Source organism: Mycolicibacterium baixiangningiae (assembly GCF_016313185.1).
Taxonomy (GTDB): Bacteria; Actinomycetota; Actinomycetes; order Mycobacteriales; family Mycobacteriaceae; genus Mycobacterium; species Mycobacterium baixiangningiae.
The window spans coordinates 5,387,670-5,410,719 of record NZ_CP066218.1 but is presented as its reverse complement, the minus strand read 5'-3'; the positions used below and the strand labels follow the sequence as shown (position 1 = coordinate 5,410,719).

Genomic DNA, 23,050 nt, shown 5'->3' with positions numbered 1-23,050 from the left:
ATGGGAGCACAGAGTGCGCCGGCGCATGGCACGCCAGACGGGTTCGGCGTGGCGGTCGTCCGCGAGGACGGCAAGTGGCGCTGCGCGCCCATGCGGCGGGCCTCGCTGAACAGCCTCACGGTCGCTGAGAAGGAGCTGTGCGAACTCCGCAGCGCCGGAGCGGTGTTCGGGTTGCTGGACATCGACGACGAGTTCTTCGTGATCGTCCGGCCGGCCCCGTCCGGGACGCGGTTGCTGCTGTCGGACGCCACCGCGGCACTCGACTACGACATCGCCGCCGAGGTGCTCGAACAGCTCGACGCGGACATCGAACCCGACGATCTCGATGACGTCGATCCGTTCGAGGAGGGCGATATCGGTCTGCTCTCCGATATGGGTTTGCCCGAGGCGGTACTCAGCGTCATCCTCGACGAGACCGACCTGTACGCCGACGAGCAGCTCGGCCGCATCGCCCGGGAGATGGGCTTCGCCGACGAGCTGTCCGCGGTGATCGACAAACTCAATCGGTGACGTCTGACGAGACCCTGATCCGCGCCGCGCTCGACGCGGCGGCGCTGGCCGGTCCGGCCGACGTGCCGATCGGCGCGGTGGTGTTCGGGCCCGACGGCACGGAGTTGGCGCGCGCCGCCAATGCGCGCGAGGCGCTGGGCGATCCGACCGCGCATGCGGAGGTGCTGGCGTTGCGGGCGGCCGCGGCGGTGGTCGGCGACGGGTGGCGGCTGGAGGGGACGACGCTCGCGGTCACCGTTGAACCGTGCACGATGTGCGCCGGCGCCCTGGTGCTCGCGAGGGTGGCGCGGTTGGTGTTCGGGGCGTGGGAGCCGAAGACCGGTGCGGTCGGTTCGCTGTGGGATGTGGTGCGCGACCGCAGGCTCAACCACCGCCCGCAGGTGCGCGGCGGCGTGCTGGCCGACCAGTGCGCACAGCCGCTCGAGGCGTTCTTCGGTGCGCAGCGCTGAGGTTTCCCCGCCTCCCGCCGAGACTGCACACAGGGCTGCCAAACCGCGCGCTTGACGACCGTGGCTGCGGTCTCGGCGAGGTCGGCGGGCGATTAGGGGCTGCGCAGCCGTTTCGGTAAGCTGCCACACGGTGGCGTGTCCGAGCGGCCTAAGGAGCACGCCTCGAAAGCGTGTGACGGGTAACCCCCGTCCGAGGGTTCAAATCCCTCCGCCACCGCCAGAACCGCCCCCCTGTCCACGCAGGTAGGGGCGGTTTTTGCATCGGTGTGAGACCAGCTCCTGAGCTCCTGAACACCTGCAGCGCCGCGCCCTTGTCTTGGGTTTCACCACCATGGCTGTCGAATCCGGCTATGCGCCGCCATTCACGGCCGTGGTGTCGGAACGCGCACAAAGGCGTAGGAGTGGGCGTTCTGCCCGAACAGCACGCGATACTGACGCAGTGTCCGAACGCAATGTGCTGGGTGGCCCGCTGCAAGAGTGCGGCACCGACCCGCTGACCGGTTTCTATCGTGACGGCTGCTGTTCGACGGGCCCCGAAGACCTCGGCGCCCACACGATCTGCGCGGTGGTCACCGTCGACTTCCTCGAACACCAGCGTTCGATCGGCAACGACCTGTCGACCCCGCGGCCCGAGTACCGGTTCCCGGGACTGAACCCCGGCGACCGCTGGTGCGTCACCGCCGCGAACTGGCTGCGCGCCCACCGCGACGGCTGTGCCGCGCCGGTGGTGCTCGCCGCCACTCACGAACGCACCCTCGACGTGGTGCCGATCGAGGCGCTGCACGAACATGCCGTCGACGTCCCCGACGACCTCGGTGGCCTCGCGAATCAGTAGTAGAAGGCAGTGAAGTCGGGTTTCCAGGCGCCGGCCTTGCACGTCAGCACCAACCCGTCGGGGGTCTGCGCCACACCGGTGCTGCCGTCACAGGGGGCGCCGTTCGTCCGCACTCCCACGAGCGCTGGTTGCGGCACCCACCGGGACTGCATCGTGCACAGATAGTTGTTGCCCGAGGCGTCGAGACCGAACAGATAGCGGCTGCCTCCGGACACACAGGATTCGCTGGGATCGATGTTGCGGTCCACATACGGAACGCAGTCGACGCTGTTGCACGGGCTCGCCGTGGCGGGCGAGGCGGTGACGAGCGGCGCGGCGAACGCACCGCCGGCCACTGCCAGAACGGCCACCAGTTTCATGGCCTCAGCTTGCCCGACTCACCCCGCCGGCCGCAGGAAGTTGCCCGACACCGTGATAGCCGGGGCGGACGAATCGCCGCCGACCACCAGAGTCGCGAACGCGATGTCCCCCGCGATCCCCGCGAACCACCCGTGCGAGTGGGTGTTGTCGCCGAACTCCGCCGTCCCGGTCTTCCCGCCCAGGTCGGCGATATCGGACAGCTGGCTCGCGGTGCCCTCGGTGGCCGTCGCGCGCATCATCATCCGCAGCGCGTCGACCACGTCGCCGGGGAGCGGTTCGGACGGGGTGTCGGCGGTGGTCTTCTCGCCGAGCACCAGCGTGGGCGTGATCGTCGATCCGTGCGCGAGGCTGGCCTCGGCGACCGCGAGACCGAACGGGCTGACCGTGACGGTGCCCTGGCCGATCCCGTTCTCCACGCGCTGGGCGGCGGTGTCGGCGGCGGGCACCCGGCCGGTCACCGTGGTGAGACCCGGGACGACGTAATCCACGCCGATCCCGAACGCGCGTGCCGTGGTGGACAGCGCATCGGCGGGCAACCGATCGGCGAGGGCAGCCATCGAGGTGTTGCAGGACCGGGCGAACGCCGTCGTCAACGGCACTGTGCCGAGTTCGAAGTCGTCGTCGTTGGGAATCGTGCGGTTCTCGATGGTGAGCCGGCTCGGGCACTCGACCGGCGACTCGGGGGTGACCAGTCCTGCTTCCAGCGCCGCGGCCGTGGTGATCGTCTTGAACGTCGAACCCGGCGGATACAGACCGGAGAACGCGATGGCGCCCTGCGCGTCGGCCGCCTCGTTCTGCGCGGCCGCGATGATGCCACCGTCTGATGGCGAGATCGCGACGAGCACGGTCGGCCGCGGCTCCTGGGCGACTGCGTCCTGCGCCAGCAGCTGCAGGCGCAGGTCAAGGGAGGTGCGGACGGGGTCGGTCGGTGCGGGCGGGGTGGCGGTCAGTCGCTGCGCGGCCGCGCCGTCGCCGTCGACCAGATACACCGACCAGCCGGCGGTCCGGGTGATGCGGTCCTGCCACACCTTCGGCAGGTCGGCCATCGCCGGTGAGGACAGCGCCCGATCCGTGGTGAGCAGGTCACCCTGGTCGGCGATCGCGACGCCGGGGACGGCGCGCAGCTGCTCGGCCACCGGCGTGAGGTCGGCCTCGCGCAGCCGGATCACGGTGACCACCTGGTCGGCGGTGGTGTCGAACTGCGCCTGGATGGACTCCGGTGTGATGGTCGGCTCGATCGGCGCCAGCAGTGCGGCAAGGGCGCTCGACGAGGCCCGATGCGCGCGGTCCAGCGTGATCACCCCGACCGTCTGCCACGTCATCAACGGTTGCCCGGTGCGGTCGAGCACCGGCGTCTGCAGCTCGCTGTCCTCGCTGTACTGGAACCGCATATTCGGTTGCAGATCCGGGTGCAGCAGCGCCGTCGACCACGCCAGCCGCCACTCGTCACCGCTCTGCTCGGCGGTGCCGGTGGTCTCGTAGCCGAACTCACGCCCGGGTGCCAGCGTCCACTGGTAGCTCAGGGTCTCGGTGGTGTCCTCACCGTCGACGGGCGCTGGCGACACTTGCACGGCGGCGTCGGCACCCATCCCCGCGAACATGGCCGCGATCACCGGTTCGGCGGCCCCCGGATCGTCGGTCTGCTGCGCGGCCGCCTTGGCGTCGCGGCGGCCGAGGGCGTCGGCGAAGGCGTGGAACGGGTCCGCGGGACTCGGCGACGAACAGGCGGTGAGGGTGAGAACGAGTGCGCTGACGAGCGCGAGAACGAGTCGTTTCACGCCCCCATGGTGTCAGGCACATCGCATTCGGGGGCGAACGCGCCCGCGCGTCGGCGGCTTTGGCAGGATCAGCGCTGTGACGGAAATCAACGACCTGGCGCAGGGTCGGATGCGGATTCTGGATGCGAAACCGGTAAATCTCGACGGATTCAGTGTCACCGACCCGGCCCTGGGTCTGGTCGCCATGCGCAGCCCGCACGACCCCGAGCCGTCGCTGGTGATGCGCGACGGCGTGATCGTGGAGTTGGACGGCAAGCCGGCCGCGGACTTCGACGTCATCGACGAATTCATCGCCCGCTACGGCATCGACCTCGCCGTCGCCGAGGAGGCGATGGCGCTCGACGATGCGGTGCTGGCGCGGATGGCGGTCGACGTCAACGTGTCGCGGGCCGAGGTGGTACGGCTGATCGGCGGCACCACGCCGGCGAAGCTCGCCCGCGTCATGGCGGTGATGACGCCGGTCGAGATGCAGATGGCGATGCACAAGATGCGGGCCAGGCGCACCCCGAGCAACCAGGCGCACGTCACCAATCAGCTCGACGATCCGCTGCTGATCGCGGCCGACGCGGCCAGTGCGGTGGCGTACGGGTTCCGCGAGGTCGAGACGACGGTGCCGGTGTTCGGCGACGCGCCGTCGAACGCGATCGCACTGTTGATCGGCAGCCAGGTGGGCGACCCGGGCGCCATGGCGCAGTGCTCGATCGAAGAGGCGATGGAGTTGCGGCTCGGGCTGCGGGGGTTGACCAGCTACGCCGAGACCATCTCGATCTACGGCACCGAGCAGGTGTTCGTCGACGGCGACGACACCCCGTTCTCCAAGGCGATCCTCACCGCCGCGTACGCTTCGCGCGGGTTGAAGATGCGCGTCACCAGCGGTGGCGGCGCCGAGGTGCTGATGGGCGCGGCCGAGAAGTGCTCGATCCTCTACCTCGAGTCGCGGTGCGTCTCGCTGGCCCGGGCGCTGGGCTCGCAGGGCGTGCAGAACGGCGGCATCGACGGTGTCGGCGTGGTCGCGTCGGTGCCCGAGGGCATGAAGGAACTGCTCGCCGAGAACCTGATGGTCATGATGCGTGATCTGGAATCGTGTGCGGGCAACGACAACCTGATCTCCGAATCGGACATCCGCCGCAGCGCCCACACGCTGCCGGTGCTGCTGGCCGGCGCCGACTTCATCTTCTCCGGCTTCGGCTCGATTCCCCGCTACGACAACGCTTTTGCGTTGTCGAACTTCAACGCCGACGATATTGACGACTTCCTGGTGCTGCAGCGCGACTGGGGCGCCGACGGGGGTCTGCGCACCGTGTCGCCCGAACATCTCGCGCGCGTGCGCAGGCGGGCGGCGACGGCGGTGCAGGCGGTCTACCGTGACCTCGGCCTGGCCGACTTCGAGGATGACCGGATCGACGCGGTCGTGGTCGCCAACGATTCGCGGGATCTGCCCGCCGGTGACCCGAAGGCGGTCGCCGAGGCGGCCACCGCGATCGAGGCCAGGCAGCTCACGGTGTTCGACGTCGTTGCCGCACTGCACCGCACCGGTTACACCCCGGAGGCCGAGGCGATCATGCAATTGACCCGAGAACGCCTGCGCGGCGACCAGTTGCAGACCTCGGCCATCTTCGACGAGCAGTTCCGCGTGCTGTCGAAGATCACCGATCCGAACGACTACGCCGGGCCCGGCACCGGGTACTCGCTCACCGAGGCGCGCCGCGTGGAGATCGACGACATCCGCCAGGCCCGCACGGCCGCCGAACTCACCGCCGATCAGGCCGAGCATCAGGGTCACCTGGTCTTGTCCGACATCGAACCGGCCCGCCAGGGCAGCGATCCCCGCGAGGTCTGCATCGGGCTGTCGCCGGCGCTCGGCCGTTCGGTGTGGCTGACACTGTGCGGTCTGACGGTCGGTGAGGTGCTTCGCCAGATCTCCGCCGGGCTCGAGGAGGAGGGATGCGTCCCGCGCCTCGTCCGGATCCGCTCGACCATCGACGTCGGGCTGATCGGCCTGACCGCCGCCCGGCTATCCGGCTCCGGGATCGCAATCGGACTGCAGGGCAAGGGAACCGCACTCATCCACCGGCGGGACCTGGCGCCGCTGGCCAACCTCGAACTGTTCAGCGTCGCGCCGTTGCTCACCGCGAAGATGTACCGCGAGTTGGGCCGCAACGCCGCCCGGCACGCCAAGGGGATGGCCCCGCTGCCGATCCTCGCCGGCGGCACCGACGAATCCATCTCCGCCCGCTACCATGCCCGCGCCGTGGCGTTGGTGGCGCTGGAACGCCAGGCCTGTGAACCCGGGCAGGCGCCGATCACCGTGGAGGCCAAACGAGTATGACCGAGTATGAGTCCGCCCCCGAGAGATTCACCGTGGCTGCCGCGATCGACGGCAAACTGACACTGGCCGACCTGCGGATGGACCCCACCACGCTCGCCTATCAGGCCGTCGTCGCGGAGGAGCACGGCAACCCTCAGCTGGCCGAGAATTTCCTGCGCGCAGCGGAATTGGCCGTCATCGACGACGAGGCGGTGATGGGTCTCTACGAGGCGCTGCGCCCGCACCGGTCGACCGCCGCCGAACTGGCGGCCTTGCAGGTGTCGCTGGAGACCCGTGGTGCGTCGCGGTGCGCGGAACTGGTGCGTCAGGCAGCCGACGTCTACGCCCGGCGAGGCCTGCTGCGGTGAGCCGCGATTCGGTTGTGGTGGCCGGGGTCGACGTCGGCAACCACACCACCGAGATCGTCCTCGCCCGTGTCGACGACGGCAGGGTCGAGGCGCTGGTCCACGGGCAGGCGCCGACCCGCGGGCGGAAGGGTTCGGCGGACTCGCTGGAGGGCGCCGCGGCGCTGCTGCACCGACTCGAGGTCGACGCGCAGGTGCGGGTCGACGAGGTGGTGCTCGCGACGATCCGCCCGGTCGACACGGCGACCGCCCCACTCGCTCCCGCGGTGTCGCCTCGCGCGCCGGTGCGCAGCCTGCGCCGTCCCGATGCCAGCACCCCGGCAGGTGCGGGCTACGGAGTCGGCAGGCATGTGCCGCTGGCCGATCTGACCGGACCGGCGAAGCCCGAGCCGGTGATTGTATCCGTCTCCGCCGCAACGGATTTCGAAGTCGCCGCCCAGGCCGTCAGCGATGCCGTGGCGCGAGGCTGGTGCATCGCCGGTGTGCTGGCCGCCCAGGACGATGCGGTGCTGATCCGCAACCGCATCCCGATCGACGTCCCGGTGGTCGACGAGGTGGACCTCGAGGGTGTGCAGCGGGGTGCGCTCATCGCCGTGGAGGTGGTTGCCGAAGGGCGGGCCTACCGTGCCATGGCGGATCCCATCGCCCTGTCGGCGGCGCTGCAGCTGGGCCACGACCGGCTGCGCGATGTCGCCGAGTTCACCAGGGAGTTGGCCGACGCCCCCGCGATCGCCGTCACCGCACGCACCGGGCCGCCCGATCCGCCTGCGGTGGACGACGACTACGTCGACTGCCGCGTCGGCGGTGAGATCGTCCGGTACGCACCCGCTGCGGCCCACGGTGTCCTGCGGCTGGAGCCGCCGGGCAGCGCGGTCGGGGTGCGGCTGCGCGCGGTGCCCGTCGCGGCGGAGGGCATTGCGACCGACGATGCGTTCTTCACCGACCTCGCCGCGATCGACAACGGTGCGTGGCTGCGCCGCGGGGTCGCCGACGCCCGCGGCACCGTCGTGGCACTGCTGGCCGCCGAACCCGTCACCGATGCCGCCGCAACGCTTTCGGCGCTGACCGGCCGGCCCGCCACGACGATCTCCAGTGAACCGGCCGCCGCCGCGCGGGGTGCGCACACGACACCGGGTTTGCCGCCCGGAGCGGTGGTCTGCGACATCGGCGGCGGCACAGTCGATCTGATCGGTCAGGGCCGCACCGTCACCGCAGCAGGTGCGGGGGAGACGATCACCACGGCGGTGTCGCGGGTGCTGGGCATCCCGCGGGCGCTGGCCGAACGGGTGAAACGGACACCGGCGCTGCGGGTGGAGGGTCCGCACGTCGCCCACGAGGAGGACGGACGCCGGGTGTTCCTCGACAGCCCGGCGCCCGCCGACGCGATCGGCCGGTTGTGCACCCGCGGCAGTGCGGGCCTGGTGCCGTTCAGCCACCGGCTGGCCGCCGAGGAGTGGCGCAGCCTGCGGTTGGCGATCAAGCAGGAGACCGTCGCGGCGAACATCGCGCGGTGCCTGTCCACCTTCGAGGAGTCGCCGATCGCGTTGGTGCTCGCGGGCGGCGGAGCGCTCGACGACGAACTGCTGCGCACGGTCGGTGAATCGCTACGCGCCGCGCGAATCGTGGTGGGCCGGGCGAACATCGACGGCGTGCACGGGCCGCGGTTCGCGGTGGCCTCCGGCCTGGTGCACCTGTACGCCGAGAACAGCTCGGCGTCGCGAGCCTGAGCGGGTCAGGCCGCGGGTGCGTCGTTCGGCTCGGCCGCGGTTCCGGCCGACTCCGCCTGCGGCGACGGTTCGGGATCTGCCGCCGGTGCGGTACCGCTGCCGCGCTTCGGTGTGACGCCGCCGAACACCTTGCGTAACAGGGTATTCCGCTTGACGTTGGTCTTGCCGTCGCTGTCGTCTTCGCTCTCGGCGGCCTGCTTGCGCGCATCAGAGCCGGTCGTCTTCGCCGCCTTGGTCGTCGGGGTCGTCTTGGTCGTCGGGGTCGTCGGCGCTGCCGGTAGGGCTCCGGTGACGTTCTGCGCGCCGTCACGCAGGGCGTCGGGCAGCGCATTGGCGGTCTCGACGATTCGGTCGGCCGGGGTGAAGACGGAGAACGGCGTCGGCCGGTCGGCGTCCTGGTAGTCCGCCTGCTCGTCCACCCCGATGGTGCGGTAGTCGCGGTCGGTGTAGCCCATGTCGACGAGAAGTCGCAGGGTGGGCTCCACGGCACCGACGAACGGTTCGACCACGGCCGTGGTTCCGGTGAGCGCTGCCACGTCGCGGATCGGTTGCAACAGCGGGAGGTTCACGGCGCGGATGAGCACGTAGGTGTCGGTGCCTCCGGCTTCGCTGGTCACCACCTTCACCGACTGCGGGGCGTTCTCCAGGTCGACGTTGTCAGGCCCCTGGTCGCCGTGGAAGTACGCGAGGCCCAGCACGGCGTTGGCCAGCGACAGCGGGTTGGCGTAGGCCGGGAAGTCGGCGATCAGGTCGTATTCGAGCGTCACGAAGGTCTCGTCGTACGGCGACGGCGCAGCCGCACCGGTGCTCGTGAAGCCGGGGATCCGCAGATCCGGGAAGCGGGAGTAGATGCCGCCGTTGGGGACGGTCGGGGCGGCGATGAACAGGAACGCGATGTTCCCGCTGTTCGGCGCACCGGCGGCGACCAGTGCGCGCTTGTACTGCTCGGCGACCAGTGACCCCTCGGAGTAGCCGACGATCAGCACGGAGCCCGCGGCGCCGTCGACCGCTTCACCCAGCGGTGCCTGGCCCTCGGCCACGCTCGGGTCGACGGGCAGCTGCGCCGGGTACTGCACGCCGACGAAATCCTGGCCCGGGGGGACCAGCTTGCCCTGGAACTTGTTCGGGATCCGATCGCTCGTCGGATTCCTCCAGCCACCGACGCCGATCACCGTGTCCGCGGTGGGGATGGTGGCCGCGGTCGCGTTGGTCGCGTGTCCGAGTGCCAACACCGTCGACATCCCGGCCGTGGCGCCGGCGACGACAACCGGCGTGAGATGCGGCCGACGCCGTTTGCGATGCTTTGCCACGAACGAGCCCCCTGGGGAAGTATCGGCGCGATCGCGCCGCGTCGAAGGCTACCGCACAGCAAACACGGTGCACAGTGTTGTTTGCAGAAACAAAGACGGCGGCCGCCCCGCAGGGCCGCCGCCGTCACTGCGTCGGGGCGGAACTACGGGCAGGTGACCTCGATCTCGAACGGTTTGGTCACCGGCTGCAGCGGGTTGGCCATGTCGATGCCGGTCGCATTGCCCTTGATGTTGTAGGTCTTGTCGTCCTTCTCCACCTCGGCGTTGCCCTGGCCGGTGCCCTGCTGGAAGCCGAGCGTCACGCCGTTGATGTTGCCCAGGCCGACCGATTGCACGGCGGGCGGATCGGCTTCGGTCACCACGGCGCCGATACCGGTGGTGGCCTGGCCGATCGCGATGTTGACGTTGCCGCCCATCGAGGTGCACGCGACGGTGCCCTGGATGGCCTGATCCTGACCGTCGATGATGACCTTCGCGCCACCGGGGGCCGAGGTGGCCTCCGCCGATGCGCTGGCGGTGGCGGTGTCACTCGACTCCGCGGACGTCGTCGACTCCGACGAACCGCTGTCCGAGGAACAACCCGCCAGGCCGGCGATGACGATCGCCGCGCCGCTCACGCTCACCAGGAAACCACGCTTCACACTGTTCTCCTTCTGTCGCGCGGCCCGTCTCCGTAAGGCGGACCGTCGCCATGCAGTATGGGCGGACGCGCTGAATCCGAAACAGTGATTGGGCCAACTCCGGCGGCGCCGGGGGGCCCGCCCGTCGATCCTGTTGAATGTCTCCCGTGGATCAGCAGTTCTTCACCGTCGAGGCCGAACTTCCCGGACAACGCGGCCGGGTCGGGGTGATCCGCACCCCCCACGGAGACATCCACACACCGGCGTTCATCGCCGTCGGCACCCAGGCGACCGTCAAGGCGGTACTGCCGGAGACGATGAAAGAGCTTGGCGCTCAGGCGGTTCTCGCCAATGCCTATCACCTGTATCTGCAACCGGGATCCGACATCGTCGACGCCGCAGGCGGGCTCGGCGCGTTCATGAACTGGCCCGGCCCCACGTTCACCGACAGCGGTGGCTTCCAGGTGATGTCGCTGGGCGTGGGGTTCAAGAAGGTGCTCGCGATGGACACCGAACGGCTGCAGACCGACGACGTCATCGCAGAGGGTAAGGAACGTTTGGCCCACGTCGACGACGACGGTGTGACGTTCCGCTCGCACCTCGACGGCAGCACCCACCGGTTCACCCCCGAGGTGTCGATCGGCATCCAGCATCAACTGGGTGCCGACATCATCTTCGCCTTCGACGAGTTGACGACGTTGGTCAACACCCGTGGCTATCAGGAACAGTCGGTGCAGCGCACCCACGAGTGGGCGGTGCGCTGCCTGGCCGAACACCGCCGCCTGCGCGGGGAACGGTCGCACAAACCGGACCAGGCGCTGTTCGGCGTCGTGCAGGGTGCCCAGTACGAGGACCTGCGCAGGCAGGCGGCACGCGGGCTGGCGGAACTGGGCTTCGACGGGTTCGGCATCGGCGGCGCGCTGGAGAAGCAGAACCTCGCCACCATCGTCGGCTGGGTCACCGACGAACTGCCCGACGACAAGCCACGCCACCTCCTCGGTATCAGCGAGCCCGACGACCTCTTCGCGGCGGTGGCCGCCGGCGCCGACACGTTCGACTGTGTGTCGCCGTCGCGGGTGGCCCGCAACGCCGCGGTGTACTCGGCGACCGGGCGCTACAACATCACCGGTGCGCGCTACCGCCGCGACTTCACCCCGATCGACGCCGAATGCGACTGCTACACCTGCGCGCACTACACCCGCGCCTACATCCACCACCTGTTCAAGGCCAAGGAGATGCTGGCCTCTACGCTGTGCACCATCCACAACGAACGCTTCGTCGTCCGCCTGGTCGACCAGATCCGCGCGGCCATCGTCGCCGGTGAATTCGACGCGCTGCGCGATCATGTTCTGGGGCGCTACTACGGCTGACCTGCGGCGGGTCGTCCTTCTGCACAATGGCTTGCATGACGACCGCGGACACCCAGACGCTGCTGGGTCGCCTTCTCGACCCGGCCAACCGGGCCGATCCGTATCCGCTCTACGCCGACCTGCGAGCCGCCGGACCGCTGGCGCTGCCCTCGGCCAACCTGGTGGTGTTCTCCGCGTTCGCCGATTGCGACGAGGTGCTGCGACATCCGGCGTCGGCCAGTGACCGGCTGAAGTCGACCGTCGCGCAGCGCGAGGTCGCCGCGGGTGCGGCCGCACGGCCGTTCGGGGCTCCCGGGTTCCTGTTCCTCGACCCGCCGGACCACACGCGGTTGCGCCGGCTCGTCAGTTCGGCGTTCGTGCCCAGGGTGGTCAAGGCGCTGGAACCGGGCATCGTGTCGCTGGTGGATTCACTGCTGGACGCGGTCGAGGCCAAGGGCGAGTTCGACGTCGTCGCCGACCTCGCATATCCGCTTCCGGTGGCGGTGATCTGCCGTCTGCTCGGCGTGCCGCTGGAAGACGAACCGCGGTTCAGCAGCGCGTCGGCGCTGCTCGCCCAGTCGCTCGATCCGTTCGTGACCGTCACCGGACAGGCTGCGCAGGGTTTTGAGCAGCGGCTGGAGGCGGGCCTCTGGCTGCGCGGCTACCTGCGCGAACTGATCGCCAAGCGCCGGGTGGAGCCGCGCGACGATCTGATCTCCGGGCTGATCGCCGCCGAGGAGGCCGGCGACCAGCTCACCGAGGACGAGATCGTCGCGACCTGCAACCTGCTGTTGGTGGCCGGCCACGAGACGACGGTCAACCTGATCGCCAACGCGATCCTGGCGATGCTGCGCGACCCCGGGCAGTGGGCGCAGCTGGCGGCGCATCCGCAGCGGGTGTCGGCGGTGGCGGAGGAGACGCTGCGGTACGACCCGCCGGTGCAGCTGGTCGCCCGCATCGCGGCCGAGGACATGACGGTCAACGGCATGGCGGTGCCCGAGGGCGACAGCATGCTGCTGTTGGTGGCCGCGGCGCACCGCGACCCGGCCGCGTTCGACCGGGCCGGGGAATTCAATCCCGATCGGGCGCAGATCCGCCACCTCGGGTTCGGCAAGGGGCCGCACTTCTGCCTCGGCGCGCCGCTGGCCCGGTTGGAGGCCGCGGTCGCGCTGTCGGCGGTGACGGCACGGTTCCCCGGGGCCCGGCTGGCCGCCGAACCGGTCTACAAGCCGAACCTCACCCTGCGCGGGATGGAGACGCTTTCCGTCGCGATATAGCGGCTTTGTCTACGTAAACCGTCGTCGAACCGGCGCGATACTTCGGATTGCGTATTAGGGTGCCGGGCATGCGAATCCTGTTGGTGGGTGCCGGGGGCGTCGGATCGGCCTTCTGTGCGATCGCCGCGCGCCGCGACTTCTTCGAGATGGTCGTCGTCTGCGATTACGACGAGGGCCGGGCGCGCCACGCCGCCGACGCGGTGGGTGACCCGCGGTTCGTCTCCGCGCAGGTCGACGCGACGTCGGCAGATGCGGTCGCCGCGCTGGTGCGCGAGCACGCGGTCACCCATGTGATGAACGCCGTCGACCCGCGCTTCGTGATGCCGATCTTCAACGGTGCGCTCGTGGGCGGCGCGCACTACCTCGACATGGCGATGAGCCTGTCGCGCCGCCACCCCGACCAGCCGTACGCGTTGACCGGGGTGAAGCTCGGCGACGAGCAGTTCGCCGCCGAGGCGGACTGGACCGCGGCCGGCCGCCTGGCCCTGGTCGGTATCGGCGTGGAACCGGGCCTGTCCGACGTATTCGCGCGCTACGCCGCGGACCACCTGTTCTCCGATATCGAGGAGCTCGGCACCCGTGACGGGGCGAACCTCGCCGTCGAGGGCTACGACTTCGCGCCGTCGTTCTCCATCTGGACGACGATCGAGGAGTGCCTGAACCCGCCGGTCATCTGGGAGGCCGACCGCGGTTGGTTCGTCACCGAACCCTTCAGCGAGCCTGAGGTTTTCGACTTTCCCGAGGGCATCGGCCCGGTCGAGTGCGTGAACGTCGAGCACGAGGAGGTGCTGCTGATGCCACGTTGGGTCACGTGCCAACGCGCGACGTTCAAATACGGCCTGGGTGCTGAGTTCATCGACGTCCTCAAGACGCTGCACAAGCTGGGACTGGACCGCACCGACACGGTGAAAGTGGGCAGCGACAAAGGCCGGGTCGAGGTCAGCCCGCGCGACGTGGTCGCCGCCTGCCTGCCCAACCCGGCCACGCTCGGCCCCAAGATGACGGGTAAGACGTGCGCGGGGCTGTGGGTGACCGGGACCGGCAAGGACGGCGAGCCCCGGTCGACGTACCTGTACCACGTCGTCGACAACGAGTGGTCGATGGCCGAATACGGCCACCAGTGCGTCGTCTGGCAGACGGCGATCAATCCCGTTGTCGCACTGGAGCTTCTGGCCAACGGAACCTGGAGTGGTGCGGGTGTGCTCGGCCCGGAGGCGTTCGACGCGGTGCCGTTCCTGGAGCTGCTGACGGCCTACGGATCACCCTGGGGCGTCAAAGAACTCACGCCGTAGAAAGTCACCTTCTCCGCGACCGCGCGTGTCTGTACGCAACACGCCGCCAGTTTGCGGACAAATCCGCGCGCTCGCGCAGGAGAACTACAGCGGGTTGAGGATGCGCTGCAGGAATTGACGCGTCCGCTCCTCCTTCGGATCTCCGATCACCGCGTCGGGCGGGCCCTGCTCGAGGATGACGCCGCGGTCGGTGAACAACACCTGATTCGACACCTGCCGCGCGAATTGGATCTCGTGCGTGACGACGACGAGCGTCCACCCCTCGACGGCGAGATCCTTGATGACAGAGAGCACTTCGCCGACCAGTTCGGGATCGAGCGCGGAGGTCGGCTCGTCGAACAGCACGACCTTCGGCCGCAATGCCAGCGCCCGGGCGATCCCGACCCGCTGCTGCTGTCCGCCGGAGAGCTGATACGGATACTGGTCGCGTTTCTCCGCCAACCCGACCTGGGTCAGCAGCTCGACCGCCGCCGCCTCGGCCGCCTCCTTCGGCTGCTTCTGCACGACGATCGGGCCCTCGGTGACGTTCTGCAGCACCGTCTTGTGCGGGAACAGGTTGTGGGACTGGAACACGAACCCGCTCTGCATCCGGTAGCGCCGCAACTGGTCCTTCGGCACCGGTGTGGAGAAGTCCAACTCCACGTCGCCGACCCGGATGACGCCGGCATCGGGGACGTCGAGCGCGTTGAGCGCCCGCAGCAGCGTCGTCTTACCGGAGCCCGACGGCCCGATGATCGTGGTCACCGATCCGGCGGCGACCCGGAACGACACCCCTTTGAGTACCTCGTTGTCGTCGAAGGCCTTGTACACGCCTTCTGCGACCACCCGATCGTCGGTCATCTCGCCACGTACCTTTCCAGCCGGCGTTCGATGCGGCCCTGACCGAACGACAACGCCAGGCAGATCACCCAGTAGTACACCGCCGCGGTGCCGTAGAGCGCGAAGAACTCGAACGTCGGCGCCGCGATGATCTGCGCCTGCCGCAGAAGTTCGGTCACCAGGATCGTCGAGGCCAGCGACGTGTCCTTGACCAGCGATATCAGCGTATTCGACAGCGGCGGCACGGCCACCCGGGCGGCCTGGGGCAGCACGATCCGGCGCAGGGACGTCGCATAGTTCATCCCGATGGTCTCGGCGGCCTCCCACTGGCCCTTCGGTATCGACTGGATCGCCGAGCGGATGATCTCCGCCGCATAGCCACCGACGTTGAGCGAGAACGCGATCACCGCGGCGGGGAACGGGTCGATGCGCACCCCGAACTCCGGCAGCGCGAAGAACACGATGAACAACTGCACCAGCAGCGGGGTGCCGCGGATGATCGAGATGTAGAAGCGGGCGGCGTTGCTGAGCACGATGTTCGACGACAGCCGCGCCAGGGCAACCCCGAGCGCAATCACCAGCCCGATCGCGAAGCTGATGATCGTCAGCGGGATCGTCATGGTCAACGCCGCCCGCGCCAGTGGCCACAGGTTGTCACCGATCAGCTGCCACGTGGACCGGGGGACGGCCTCGGCGGACGCGGGTGCGCCGGAGGCGTTGGCGTTGAGGTATTTCTGCGATATCGCCGCCAGCGTGCCGTCGGCGCGCAGGGCGTCGAGGGCCCGGTTGAGTTCGGGCAGCATGCCGCTGTCCTTGCGCGCGGCGAAGCCCTGCTCGCTCTTCTCGCCGACGGTGCCCGCGATCTTGACCGACTTGTCGCCGGTCTCGGCCAGGTAGGCGTACACCGCGATGCTGTCGTTGACGACGACGTCCACCCGGCCCTGGGTGAGCAGCGTGATGGCCTGGCTGAACCCCTCGACGGATTCCACGCGCGCGCCGGCCTTGCGGGCGACCTCTGACCAGTTGCTGGTGGCGTTCTCGGCGGCGACCTTGCCCTTCAGGTCGTCGAGAGAGGTGATCGAATTGTCGTCGGCACGGGTGACGATGACCCCTTCACCCACCGAATAGGGTTGCGAGAGATCATATTTCGCCTGCCGTTCGGCGTTGATGGTCACCTGATTGGCGACGACGTCGAACCGGTCCGCCTCGAGTGCGGCGAACATCGAATCCCACGGCGTCTCGACGAACTCGGCCCGTACACCGATCTCGTCGGCCACCGCGCGCGCGACGTCGACGTCGTAGCCGACGAGCTGACCTGACGCGTCGTGGTAGCTGAACGGGCTGTACACGCCTTCGGTGCCGACCCGCAGCACTCCCGCCGCCTTTATCGGTTCGTCACCGCCGTCGCCGGCTGATCCACACGACGCCACGGCCAGCACCGCGAGCAGCAGCAGGAGCGCTCGAAGAAACCTCACCGGCGGACGCTAGCAAGCCGGCCGTCGGCGCAGAAGGGTTCTGCTCAGTCGGGGACGTATATCCACGGCTGTCGCGGGAGCCGGGCCGGGTCGAACTCGGCCAGCAACCCGCCGAGGTCGCGGGCGGGCCAGCCCAGGGATGCGGTGATCTGGGCGAACGCCCTCCCCACCCCGATCTCGGCGAGCGTCACCGCGCCGTCGCGTTTGGCCAGCCGCGCCCCGTCGGCGTTGAGCACCAGCGGGACGTGGGCGTAGACGGGTTGGGGCCGGCCCAGTAGCCGGGCCAGGTAGGCCTGCCGTGGGGAGGAGCTGAGCAGGTCGTCGCCGCGCACCACCTGGTCGATGCCCGCGGCCGCGTCGTCGACGACCACCGCGAGGTTGTAGGCGGGCACACCGTCACCGCGGCGGACCACGAAGTCGTCGACGATGCCGGTGTGCTGACCGTGCAGCAGGTCGGTGACGGTGTAGGTGATGACGTCGGTGCGCAACCGCAGCGCGGGCGGCCGGCCCGTCTCGCGGCGGCGTTCGGCGCGTTCGGCGCCGGTGAGATCGCGGCAGATGCCCGGGTAGGCGCCCTGTGGTGCATGCGGGGCGCGCGGCGCCTGCGCGATATCTCTTCTGCTGCAATAGCATTCGTACACCATGTCGTCGCGGATCAGCCGCTCGATGACGGAGTCGTAGCGCTCACGGTGCGCCGTCTGGTACTCGGCGGGCCCGTCCCACGTCAGTCCGAGCGCGGCGAGGTCGTCGAGTTGGCGGGCGGCGATGTCGGAGTCCGTGCGGTAGTCGAGGTCCTCGACGCGAATCAGGAACCGCCGGCCGGTGGACCGGGCGAAGAGCCAGGCGAGGACGGCGGTGCGCAGGTTGCCGATGTGCAGATCGGCCGACGGGCTCGGGGCGAACCGGCCCGCGGGGGTGCGGGTCACGACCGCAATCTAGCCCGCTCGAGCGCGTCGCTTCGGTGTCAGCCGGCGGACCCCGTACACTTACCTGTGACCGCCGTGGACACATACATCTGGGGGACGCCGTGGCGAAGGACCTGACGCAAGTGCAGCTGCTGACCGAGCTCGAACCGGTCGTGGAGGCGAATCTCAACCGGCATCTGCGGATGCGCAAGGACTGGAATCCGCACGACTTCATTCCGTGGTCGGACGGTAAGAACTACTACGCGCTCGGTGGCCAGGACTGGGAGCCGGGACAGTCGAAGCTGTCCGAGGTGGCCCAGACGGCGATGGTGCAGAACCTGCTGACCGAGGACAACCTGCCGTCGTATCACCGCGAGATCGCGATGAACTTCGGCCTCGACGGCGCCTGGGGTCAGTGGGTGAATCGCTGGACGGCCGAGGAGAACCGGCACGGTATCGCGCTGCGTGACTACCTCGTCGTCACCCGGGCGATCGACCCGGTCGAACTCGAGGAACTGCGCGTCGAGCAGATGACCCGCGGCTTCTCACCGGGCCAGAACGGGCAGGGCGAGGACAAGCTCTTCGCCCGGAGCCTGTTCGATTCGGTGATCTACGTGACGTTCCAGGAGCTCGCCACCCGCGTCTCGCACCGCAACACCGGCAAGGCGTGCGCGGAGCCGATCGCCGACCAGTTGCTCCAGCGGATCTCGGCCGACGAGAACCTGCACATGATCTTCTACCGGGACGTGTCCGAGGCCGGCTTCGACGTCGCCCCCGACCAGGCCATGCACTCGCTGCACCATGTGCTGCGCAACTTCAAGATGCCCGGGTACACCGTTCCCGACTTCCGCCGCAAGGCCGTCGTCATCGCCGTCGGCGGTGTCTACGACCCGCGGATCCACCTCGACGACGTGGTGATGCCGGTCCTGAAGAAGTGGCGCATCTTCGAGCGCGAGGACTTCACCGGTGAGGCCGCCCGCATGCGTGACGACCTCGGTGTGCTGGTCACCGAACTCGAGGAAACGTGCGAGAAGTTCGAGACCGCCAAGCAGCGGCGCCTCGAACGCGAGGCGAAGATGGCCGCGAAGCGCAACGCCAAGCAGGCCGTATCCGTCTGAGTCAGCCCAGTCCCGGCACGATGTCGCCGAGGCGGAAGGTGACCGGCTGGTCGAGTTGGGCGTAGGTGCACGAGCGCGGATCGCGGTCGGGACGCCAGCGGTTGAACTGGGCGGTGTGGCGGAACCGTCGGCCCTCCATGTGGTCGTACCGCACCTCGACCACCCTCTCGGGCCGCAGCGGCACGAACGACAGATCCTTGCCCGCGTTCCACCTCGAGCCGCCGCCGTAGCGGCGCACCACGTCGGGATCGACGTGGGCGCCCCAGTTCCACGGGTGCTCCTCGAACGTGGTGACCAGAGGCTGCAGCTCGGTGAACAGCGCGCGCCGGGTGGCGATCGGGAAGGCGCCGATGACGCCGACGGACGCCAGGCCGCCGTCGTCGGTGTAGAGGCCGAGCAACAGCGAGCCGACGGCGTCGTCGCCCGACTTGTGCACCCGGTACCCGGCGACCACGCAGTCCGCGGTGCGCGCGTGCTTGATCTTGTACATCACCCGCTTGTCCGGCTGGTAGGTCAGCGTCAACGGTTTGGCGATGACGCCGTCGAGGCCCGCGCCCTCGAACTCGTGAAACCAGCGTTGCGCGGTGTCCAGGTCGGTGGTGGCCGGGGTGACGTGGATCGAGGGGCCGGTGTCGGCGAGCGCCGCGACCATAGCGGCGCGGCGTTCACTGAACGGGCGGTCGGTGTAGTCGTCGTCACCGAGCGCGAGCAGATCGAACGCGATGAACGACGCCGGGGTCTTCTCGGCGAGCATCCGTACCCGCGACGCGGCGGGATGCAGCCGCAGTTGCAGCGCCTCGAAGTCCAGGCCCCGGTCGGTGGCGATGACGATCTCCCCGTCGACGACACAGCGCTCGGGCAACTCGGCGGTCGCGGCGGCGACCAGTTCGGGGAAGTAGCGCGTCATCGGGCGTTCGTTGCGGCTGCCGAACTCGACCTCGTCGCCGTCGCGGAAGCAGATCGACCGGAAGCCGTCCCACTTCGGTTCGTAGGACGCGCCGGGCGGGATCGACGGCACCGACTTGGCCAGCATCGGCCGCACCGGAGGCATGACGGGAAGCTGCACCCTCCCATTGTCGCGACGGCGCGCTGCCGGCACCCTCGAAACTGAGCTCCCGCACACCGACTCTCGCACTTCCGCTGCGCAGGTTCAGTTTCGCGGGCTTCCGCGGCGTGAGCAGTTCACGTGGCCCGGGGCCGCGCACCCCTGCCATAGGTGATGTCGGCGCGTTCGGGGTCCCACCGGTTGCGGAACACCACGTCCGGCAGCGGCCGACGGCGGACCGGACCGTGCCGTCCACGCGGCCACCCGACCACGACGTGCCCGGCCAGGAACCATTCGTCGGGGATGCCGACCGCCTCGCGCAGGGCCTGCTCGCCGCCGTAGGACGCCCAACTGGTGATGCACGCACCCAGCCCCTGGGCGCGTGCGGCGAGGTAGAAGTTCTGCAGGGCGGGGTAGATCGAACCGCCCTGGAGGAATTCCGACGAGAACTCGTTCTTGTACGCGGTGAACAGCACCGAGGTGAATTCGCCTGCTCGGTCGTGGAGTTCGTAGGTGGCGCGGTTGTTGCGGGCCGCGCGGCTCTCGTCGGCGTCGGCCGGCCTCGTCATAACGTAGATGGATTCGATTGAGGCCAAGGCTATTCGGGCGGCCTCCGCCACCGCGGCGCGCTGCTGCGGGCCGTCGAGGACGATGAATCGCCACAGCTGCGCGTTGGCGCCGTTCGGCGCCCACGTGGCCGCCTGCAGGCAGCGGTCGAGTGTCTCGGCGTCGACCGGCTCGTCGGTGAAGCGCCGGATCGAGCGCGCGGTCGACAGAACTTCCCAGACATCGTTCGTGGGGTGCGGCATTCCATTGGTGTACTGGACGCACGCCGAGATGTCGAGATCGGGACTAACGCTGTGAGCGAAAGGTTCTCAGTGTCTTTGCCGTCTGCCCGGACTGGTCACAAGTCGGAGGCGCCGCCATCGACGAGCAGCTCCGTGCCGGTGGTGTAGGTCGCGTCGAACCCGAGGAAGATGATCGCCTTCGCCACTTCCTCGGGTTCGCCGAATCGCTGCATCGGGTTGGCGGCCTTGATCTGGTCGAGGAACTGCCGCGCGGCTTCAGCAGACATGGTGCGTTCGAGGATGCCGGTGTCGATGGGACCGGGTGAGACGGCGTTGACGCGGATACCCCGGTCGATCAGTTCGCGAGCGAATGTGCGCGTCATGGACCGCAACGCCGCTTTGGTCGCGGAGTAGACACTCGTCGTCGCGATGCCTTTGGTGTTGCTGACAGAGGTCGTGAGAACCACGGCGCTGCCCACGGGCATCAGCGGCACGAACTTCTGCAGCGTGAAGTAGGGGGCCTTGGTGTTGAGCTCGAACAGCTTGTCGTACTCAGCCTCGCTGGTTTCGTCGACGGTGGAGGACACGGTCCCGCCGGCGTTGAGCACCAGGAGGTCGACGGCGTCGAACTCCGCGGCGGCGCGATCGACGAGACTGTCGATGTCAGAGACCGCGTCGCTCGATTCCACGATTGCGCCAGGACCCAGTGCGGCTCTCGCGTTTTCCAATGACGTCGGTGTCCGGCCTGTCACCAGGACTCGAGCGCCACCGGCAATCAGCGCCTTGGCGGTGGCGAGCCCGATGCCGCTCGTCCCGCCCGTGATGACGACGCGTTTTCCCTCGTATCCGGTCAACGTCAAATCCCTTCTCATAGTTGTGATTCGCCGCCGTCGACGACAAGTTCGATCCCGGCCACGTATGTCGCGTCGAATGCGAGGAACGCGACTGCCGGGGCGAATTCGTCGGGACGGCCCCAACGTCGCATCGGACTACTGACCGTGAACTCGGCCTTGAGTCGGGCGGCCTTTTCCGGGACTTCTTTCTCCAACTTGCCCGTGTCGATCGAACCGGGGCTGATCGCATTCACGCGAATTCCTTTGGGCAGCAATTCGCGGCTGAGCGTGCGGGCCATCGAGCGCAGGGCCGCCTTGCTGGCCGAATACACGCTGAGTGCGTCCCACCCCGTCTGGTTCGCGATCGATGTCGTCAGCACCACCCCGCTGCCTTCGGACAGAAGCGGTGCCAGCCTCTGCACGGTGAAGAAGGGTCCCTTGGTGTTGATGGCGAAGACCTCGTCGAAGGTCTGTTCAGTCACCTCATCAAAGGGATCGAAGCTGCCGATGCCTGCGTTCACCACCAGGGCGTCGAGCGTGCCGAACTCGTCTCTGACTCGGTTGGTCAGCGCGTCGATGTCGGGCAGCGAGCGCGCATCGCTGCGGACTGTGATGCCGTTGCCGCCGAGCAGCCGGCCTGCGTTCTCCAGTGTTTGCTGATGCCGGCCCGTGACGAGGACGTGCGCGCCGTTGTCCACCAGATATTGCGCGGCCGCCAGCCCGAGTCCACTACTGCCTCCGGTGATCACCACGTTCTTGCCGTCGTATCTGCTCATGCATCGAGTCTTCGGCGGCCGAGGCCATGCGTCCAAGACCTGGTTGGTACCTCGCTATGTGGAAAAGGAATACGCGCGGTTGGCGGCGGGGTTGGACCGCTCATGGGAAATCGACGGTGAACGACCTCGGGGTCGACCTGGAGTTGCGATTGGTCCGGTACTTCACGGTCGTCGCCGAGCTTCTCAACTTCAGCCGCGCTGCGGCCGAGTTGCATGTGGCGCAACCATCACTGAGTCGGCAGATTCAGCGCTTGGAACACCGCCTGGGTGTCCGCCTGCTGGACCGCACGCCGCACGGCGTCCTGCTCACCGAGGCAGGCAAAGCGTTCCTCCCGGAGGCGCAGGCGCTTCTGAACGCTGCCCGCCAGGCGGCGCTCACCGCCCGCGCCTACACACCGGCAGGCAAGGTCGTCATCGGCTACGTCGAGGACCTCGTCATCACCTCGGCTGTGCGGGAACTGCGGCGCCGTCATCCAGAGGCCGATATCGGTACCCGCCATCTCGAATGCCACGAGCAAGGGGTCTTTTCCGACGGTGGAGTCGATGTCCTGGTGGCTAGGGATCCGCTGTTCATCCCGATCGACGCGGCGCGGGTCACTGTCCTCTATGAAGAGCCGCGGATGTTGGTGATGCCGGCTGACCACCATTTGGCAGACCGCGCTTCGGTGTCGCTTGACGACTTCGCCCGCGACGAGACCGTCATCTGCTCACACGGCGGAACATCCATGATCTTCCCGACGGACTCCTACCGGCCGAACGAGCCGGTGCCGATGTCGGCCGGGCCAGTCGTCGAGAGTTTCGAGGACAGGCTCGAACTCGTCGCGAGCGGCCAGGCGATCGCCGTGCTGCCTGCCGGCGACAGGCGCAGCTCCCTGCGCGCAGGTCTGGCGACCGTGCCGCTGGAGGGCTTCCCCGCCAGCAAGGTCGTGGTCGCGACCCGGATCGGCGAACAGAATCCGCTGGTCTTCGACTTCGTCCGGTCCGCGCGCACCCACCTCACCGGAAACGCCCCGGCACTGCTGCGATGACCGATCGTCGCACCCCCGATGACCATTTCTCCGGGGGGTGATGAATTCGGTGCGCGTGGGAAGTCTCTTTCGGTGCGACCCGC

General features: G+C 68.7%; 22 protein-coding genes and 1 tRNA gene. 12 read left to right on the top strand and 11 right to left on the bottom strand.

Going from position 1 to position 23,050, the window contains the following annotated elements:
- From I7X18_RS25725 to I7X18_RS25710, 4 genes are all read left to right on the top strand, one after another.
- On the top strand, positions 1–510 hold the full coding sequence (locus tag I7X18_RS25725) for a tRNA adenosine deaminase-associated protein (protein WP_193046790.1): 510 nt from the start codon (positions 1–3) through the stop codon (positions 508–510).
- Positions 507–959, top strand: coding sequence for a nucleoside deaminase (locus I7X18_RS25720; RefSeq protein ID WP_193046789.1), 453 nt, complete (start codon positions 507–509; stop codon positions 957–959). The genes I7X18_RS25725 and I7X18_RS25720 overlap by 4 nt, the downstream gene beginning before the upstream one ends.
- 129 nt (positions 960–1,088) lie before the next feature.
- Positions 1,089–1,179, top strand: a tRNA-Ser gene (locus I7X18_RS25715).
- Between the two features lie 219 nt (positions 1,180–1,398).
- Complete coding sequence (locus tag I7X18_RS25710) at positions 1,399–1,794, top strand: DUF2237 family protein (protein ID WP_193046788.1); 396 nt, start codon at positions 1,399–1,401, stop codon at positions 1,792–1,794.
- Here I7X18_RS25710 and I7X18_RS25705 read toward each other — a convergent pair.
- On the bottom strand, positions 1,788–2,153 hold the full coding sequence (locus I7X18_RS25705; protein WP_193046787.1) for a hypothetical protein: 366 nt from the start codon (positions 2,151–2,153) through the stop codon (positions 1,788–1,790). The two genes, I7X18_RS25710 and I7X18_RS25705, sit on opposite strands and share 7 nt — an antisense overlap.
- 18 nt (positions 2,154–2,171) lie before the next feature.
- Positions 2,172–3,932, bottom strand: coding sequence for a penicillin-binding transpeptidase domain-containing protein (locus I7X18_RS25700; protein ID WP_193046786.1), 1,761 nt, complete (start codon positions 3,930–3,932; stop codon positions 2,172–2,174).
- 109 nt (positions 3,933–4,041) lie between these two features.
- Here I7X18_RS25700 and I7X18_RS25695 point away from each other — a divergent pair, with 109 nt between their 5' ends.
- From I7X18_RS25695 to I7X18_RS25685, 3 genes are read left to right on the top strand one after another with little or no spacing between them, the layout of a single operon-like run.
- A complete protein-coding gene (locus I7X18_RS25695) occupies positions 4,042–6,261 on the top strand; it encodes a propanediol/glycerol family dehydratase large subunit (RefSeq protein ID WP_193046890.1) in 2,220 nt (739 codons plus the stop codon).
- A complete protein-coding gene (locus tag I7X18_RS25690; RefSeq protein ID WP_193046785.1) occupies positions 6,258–6,608 on the top strand; it encodes a diol dehydratase small subunit in 351 nt (116 codons plus the stop codon). Before I7X18_RS25695 ends, I7X18_RS25690 begins: the two co-directional genes overlap by 4 nt.
- Entirely contained in the window at positions 6,605–8,332 is a 1,728-nt protein-coding gene (locus I7X18_RS25685; RefSeq protein ID WP_193046784.1) for a diol dehydratase reactivase ATPase-like domain-containing protein, read from the top strand. The genes I7X18_RS25690 and I7X18_RS25685 overlap by 4 nt, the downstream gene beginning before the upstream one ends.
- 5 nt (positions 8,333–8,337) lie before the next feature.
- Here I7X18_RS25685 and I7X18_RS25680 read toward each other — a convergent pair whose 3' ends face one another.
- On the bottom strand, positions 8,338–9,642 hold the full coding sequence (locus tag I7X18_RS25680; RefSeq protein WP_193046783.1) for a PE-PPE domain-containing protein: 1,305 nt from the start codon (positions 9,640–9,642) through the stop codon (positions 8,338–8,340).
- 143 nt (positions 9,643–9,785) lie between these two features.
- Positions 9,786–10,283 carry a lipoprotein LpqH gene (locus tag I7X18_RS25675; protein ID WP_193046782.1) on the bottom strand — a complete coding sequence of 166 codons (498 nt, stop codon included), beginning with the start codon at positions 10,281–10,283 and terminating at the stop codon, positions 9,786–9,788.
- Between the two features lie 137 nt (positions 10,284–10,420).
- On the opposite strand from I7X18_RS25675, the gene tgt reads away from it, so the two are divergent.
- The 3 genes from tgt (at position 10,421) to I7X18_RS25660 (ending at position 14,180) form a co-directional block, all read left to right on the top strand.
- On the top strand, positions 10,421–11,632 hold the full coding sequence (gene tgt, locus I7X18_RS25670) for a tRNA guanosine(34) transglycosylase Tgt (protein ID WP_193046781.1): 1,212 nt from the start codon (positions 10,421–10,423) through the stop codon (positions 11,630–11,632).
- 35 nt (positions 11,633–11,667) lie between these two features.
- Positions 11,668–12,888: a cytochrome P450 gene (locus I7X18_RS25665; RefSeq protein WP_193046780.1), complete on the top strand. Its 1,221-nt coding sequence runs from the start codon at positions 11,668–11,670 to the stop codon at positions 12,886–12,888.
- Positions 12,889–12,956: 68 nt separating this feature from the next.
- On the top strand, positions 12,957–14,180 hold the full coding sequence (locus I7X18_RS25660) for a saccharopine dehydrogenase family protein (RefSeq protein WP_193046779.1): 1,224 nt from the start codon (positions 12,957–12,959) through the stop codon (positions 14,178–14,180).
- An 84-nt stretch (positions 14,181–14,264) separates the two neighbouring features.
- On the opposite strand, the gene I7X18_RS25655 is transcribed toward I7X18_RS25660, so the two are convergent.
- From I7X18_RS25655 to gluQRS, 3 genes are read right to left on the bottom strand one after another with little or no spacing between them, the layout of a single operon-like run.
- Positions 14,265–15,020, bottom strand: coding sequence for an amino acid ABC transporter ATP-binding protein (locus I7X18_RS25655; protein WP_193046778.1), 756 nt, complete (start codon positions 15,018–15,020; stop codon positions 14,265–14,267).
- Complete coding sequence (locus I7X18_RS25650; RefSeq protein WP_193046777.1) at positions 15,017–16,474, bottom strand: ABC transporter permease subunit; 1,458 nt, start codon at positions 16,472–16,474, stop codon at positions 15,017–15,019. Before I7X18_RS25650 ends, I7X18_RS25655 begins: the two co-directional genes overlap by 4 nt.
- A gap of 44 nt (positions 16,475–16,518) precedes the next feature.
- On the bottom strand, positions 16,519–17,400 hold the full coding sequence (gene gluQRS / locus I7X18_RS25645) for a tRNA glutamyl-Q(34) synthetase GluQRS (protein ID WP_193046776.1): 882 nt from the start codon (positions 17,398–17,400) through the stop codon (positions 16,519–16,521).
- 101 nt (positions 17,401–17,501) lie between these two features.
- Between gluQRS and I7X18_RS25640 the strand changes: the two genes are divergently transcribed.
- The gene (locus I7X18_RS25640; protein WP_193046775.1) at positions 17,502–18,497 is read left to right on the top strand and encodes an acyl-ACP desaturase; all 996 of its coding nucleotides are present in this window, start codon (positions 17,502–17,504) and stop codon (positions 18,495–18,497) included.
- A gap of 1 nt (position 18,498) precedes the next feature.
- Here I7X18_RS25640 and I7X18_RS25635 read toward each other — a convergent pair whose 3' ends face one another.
- The 4 genes from I7X18_RS25635 to I7X18_RS25620 form a co-directional block, all read right to left on the bottom strand.
- Entirely contained in the window at positions 18,499–19,563 is a 1,065-nt protein-coding gene (locus I7X18_RS25635; RefSeq protein ID WP_193046774.1) for an ATP-dependent DNA ligase, read from the bottom strand.
- A 116-nt stretch (positions 19,564–19,679) separates the two neighbouring features.
- The gene (locus tag I7X18_RS25630) at positions 19,680–20,351 is read right to left on the bottom strand and encodes a nitroreductase family protein (RefSeq protein ID WP_193046773.1); all 672 of its coding nucleotides are present in this window, start codon (positions 20,349–20,351) and stop codon (positions 19,680–19,682) included.
- Positions 20,352–20,446: 95 nt separating this feature from the next.
- Positions 20,447–21,184: an SDR family oxidoreductase gene (locus tag I7X18_RS25625; protein ID WP_193046772.1), complete on the bottom strand. Its 738-nt coding sequence runs from the start codon at positions 21,182–21,184 to the stop codon at positions 20,447–20,449.
- A gap of 14 nt (positions 21,185–21,198) precedes the next feature.
- Positions 21,199–21,939, bottom strand: a complete 741-nt coding sequence (locus I7X18_RS25620; protein WP_193046771.1) for an SDR family oxidoreductase — start codon at positions 21,937–21,939, stop codon at positions 21,199–21,201.
- Between the two features lie 116 nt (positions 21,940–22,055).
- Between I7X18_RS25620 and I7X18_RS25615 the strand changes: the two genes are divergently transcribed.
- Complete coding sequence (locus I7X18_RS25615; protein ID WP_193046770.1) at positions 22,056–22,967, top strand: LysR family transcriptional regulator; 912 nt, start codon at positions 22,056–22,058, stop codon at positions 22,965–22,967.
- Positions 22,968–23,050: the final 83 nt, after the last annotated feature.

What these genes read in the sequence shown, in the direction of transcription:
- I7X18_RS25725 (WP_193046790.1), top strand. Translation starts at nt 1, where the DNA reads ATGGGAGCACAGAGTGCGCCGGCGCATGGCACGCCAGACGGGTTCGGC.
- I7X18_RS25705 (WP_193046787.1), bottom strand. Translation starts at nt 2,153, where the DNA reads ATGAAACTGGTGGCCGTTCTGGCAGTGGCCGGCGGTGCGTTCGCCGCG.
- I7X18_RS25695 (WP_193046890.1), top strand. Translation starts at nt 4,042, where the DNA reads ATGCGGATTCTGGATGCGAAACCGGTAAATCTCGACGGATTCAGTGTC.
- I7X18_RS25690 (WP_193046785.1), top strand. Translation starts at nt 6,258, where the DNA reads ATGACCGAGTATGAGTCCGCCCCCGAGAGATTCACCGTGGCTGCCGCG.
- tgt (WP_193046781.1), top strand. Translation starts at nt 10,421, where the DNA reads ATGTCTCCCGTGGATCAGCAGTTCTTCACCGTCGAGGCCGAACTTCCC.
- I7X18_RS25665 (WP_193046780.1), top strand. Translation starts at nt 11,668, where the DNA reads ATGACGACCGCGGACACCCAGACGCTGCTGGGTCGCCTTCTCGACCCG.
- I7X18_RS25660 (WP_193046779.1), top strand. Translation starts at nt 12,957, where the DNA reads ATGCGAATCCTGTTGGTGGGTGCCGGGGGCGTCGGATCGGCCTTCTGT.
- I7X18_RS25655 (WP_193046778.1), bottom strand. Translation starts at nt 15,020, where the DNA reads ATGACCGACGATCGGGTGGTCGCAGAAGGCGTGTACAAGGCCTTCGAC.
- I7X18_RS25630 (WP_193046773.1), bottom strand. Translation starts at nt 20,351, where the DNA reads ATGCCGCACCCCACGAACGATGTCTGGGAAGTTCTGTCGACCGCGCGC.
- I7X18_RS25620 (WP_193046771.1), bottom strand. Translation starts at nt 21,939, where the DNA reads ATGAGCAGATACGACGGCAAGAACGTGGTGATCACCGGAGGCAGTAGT.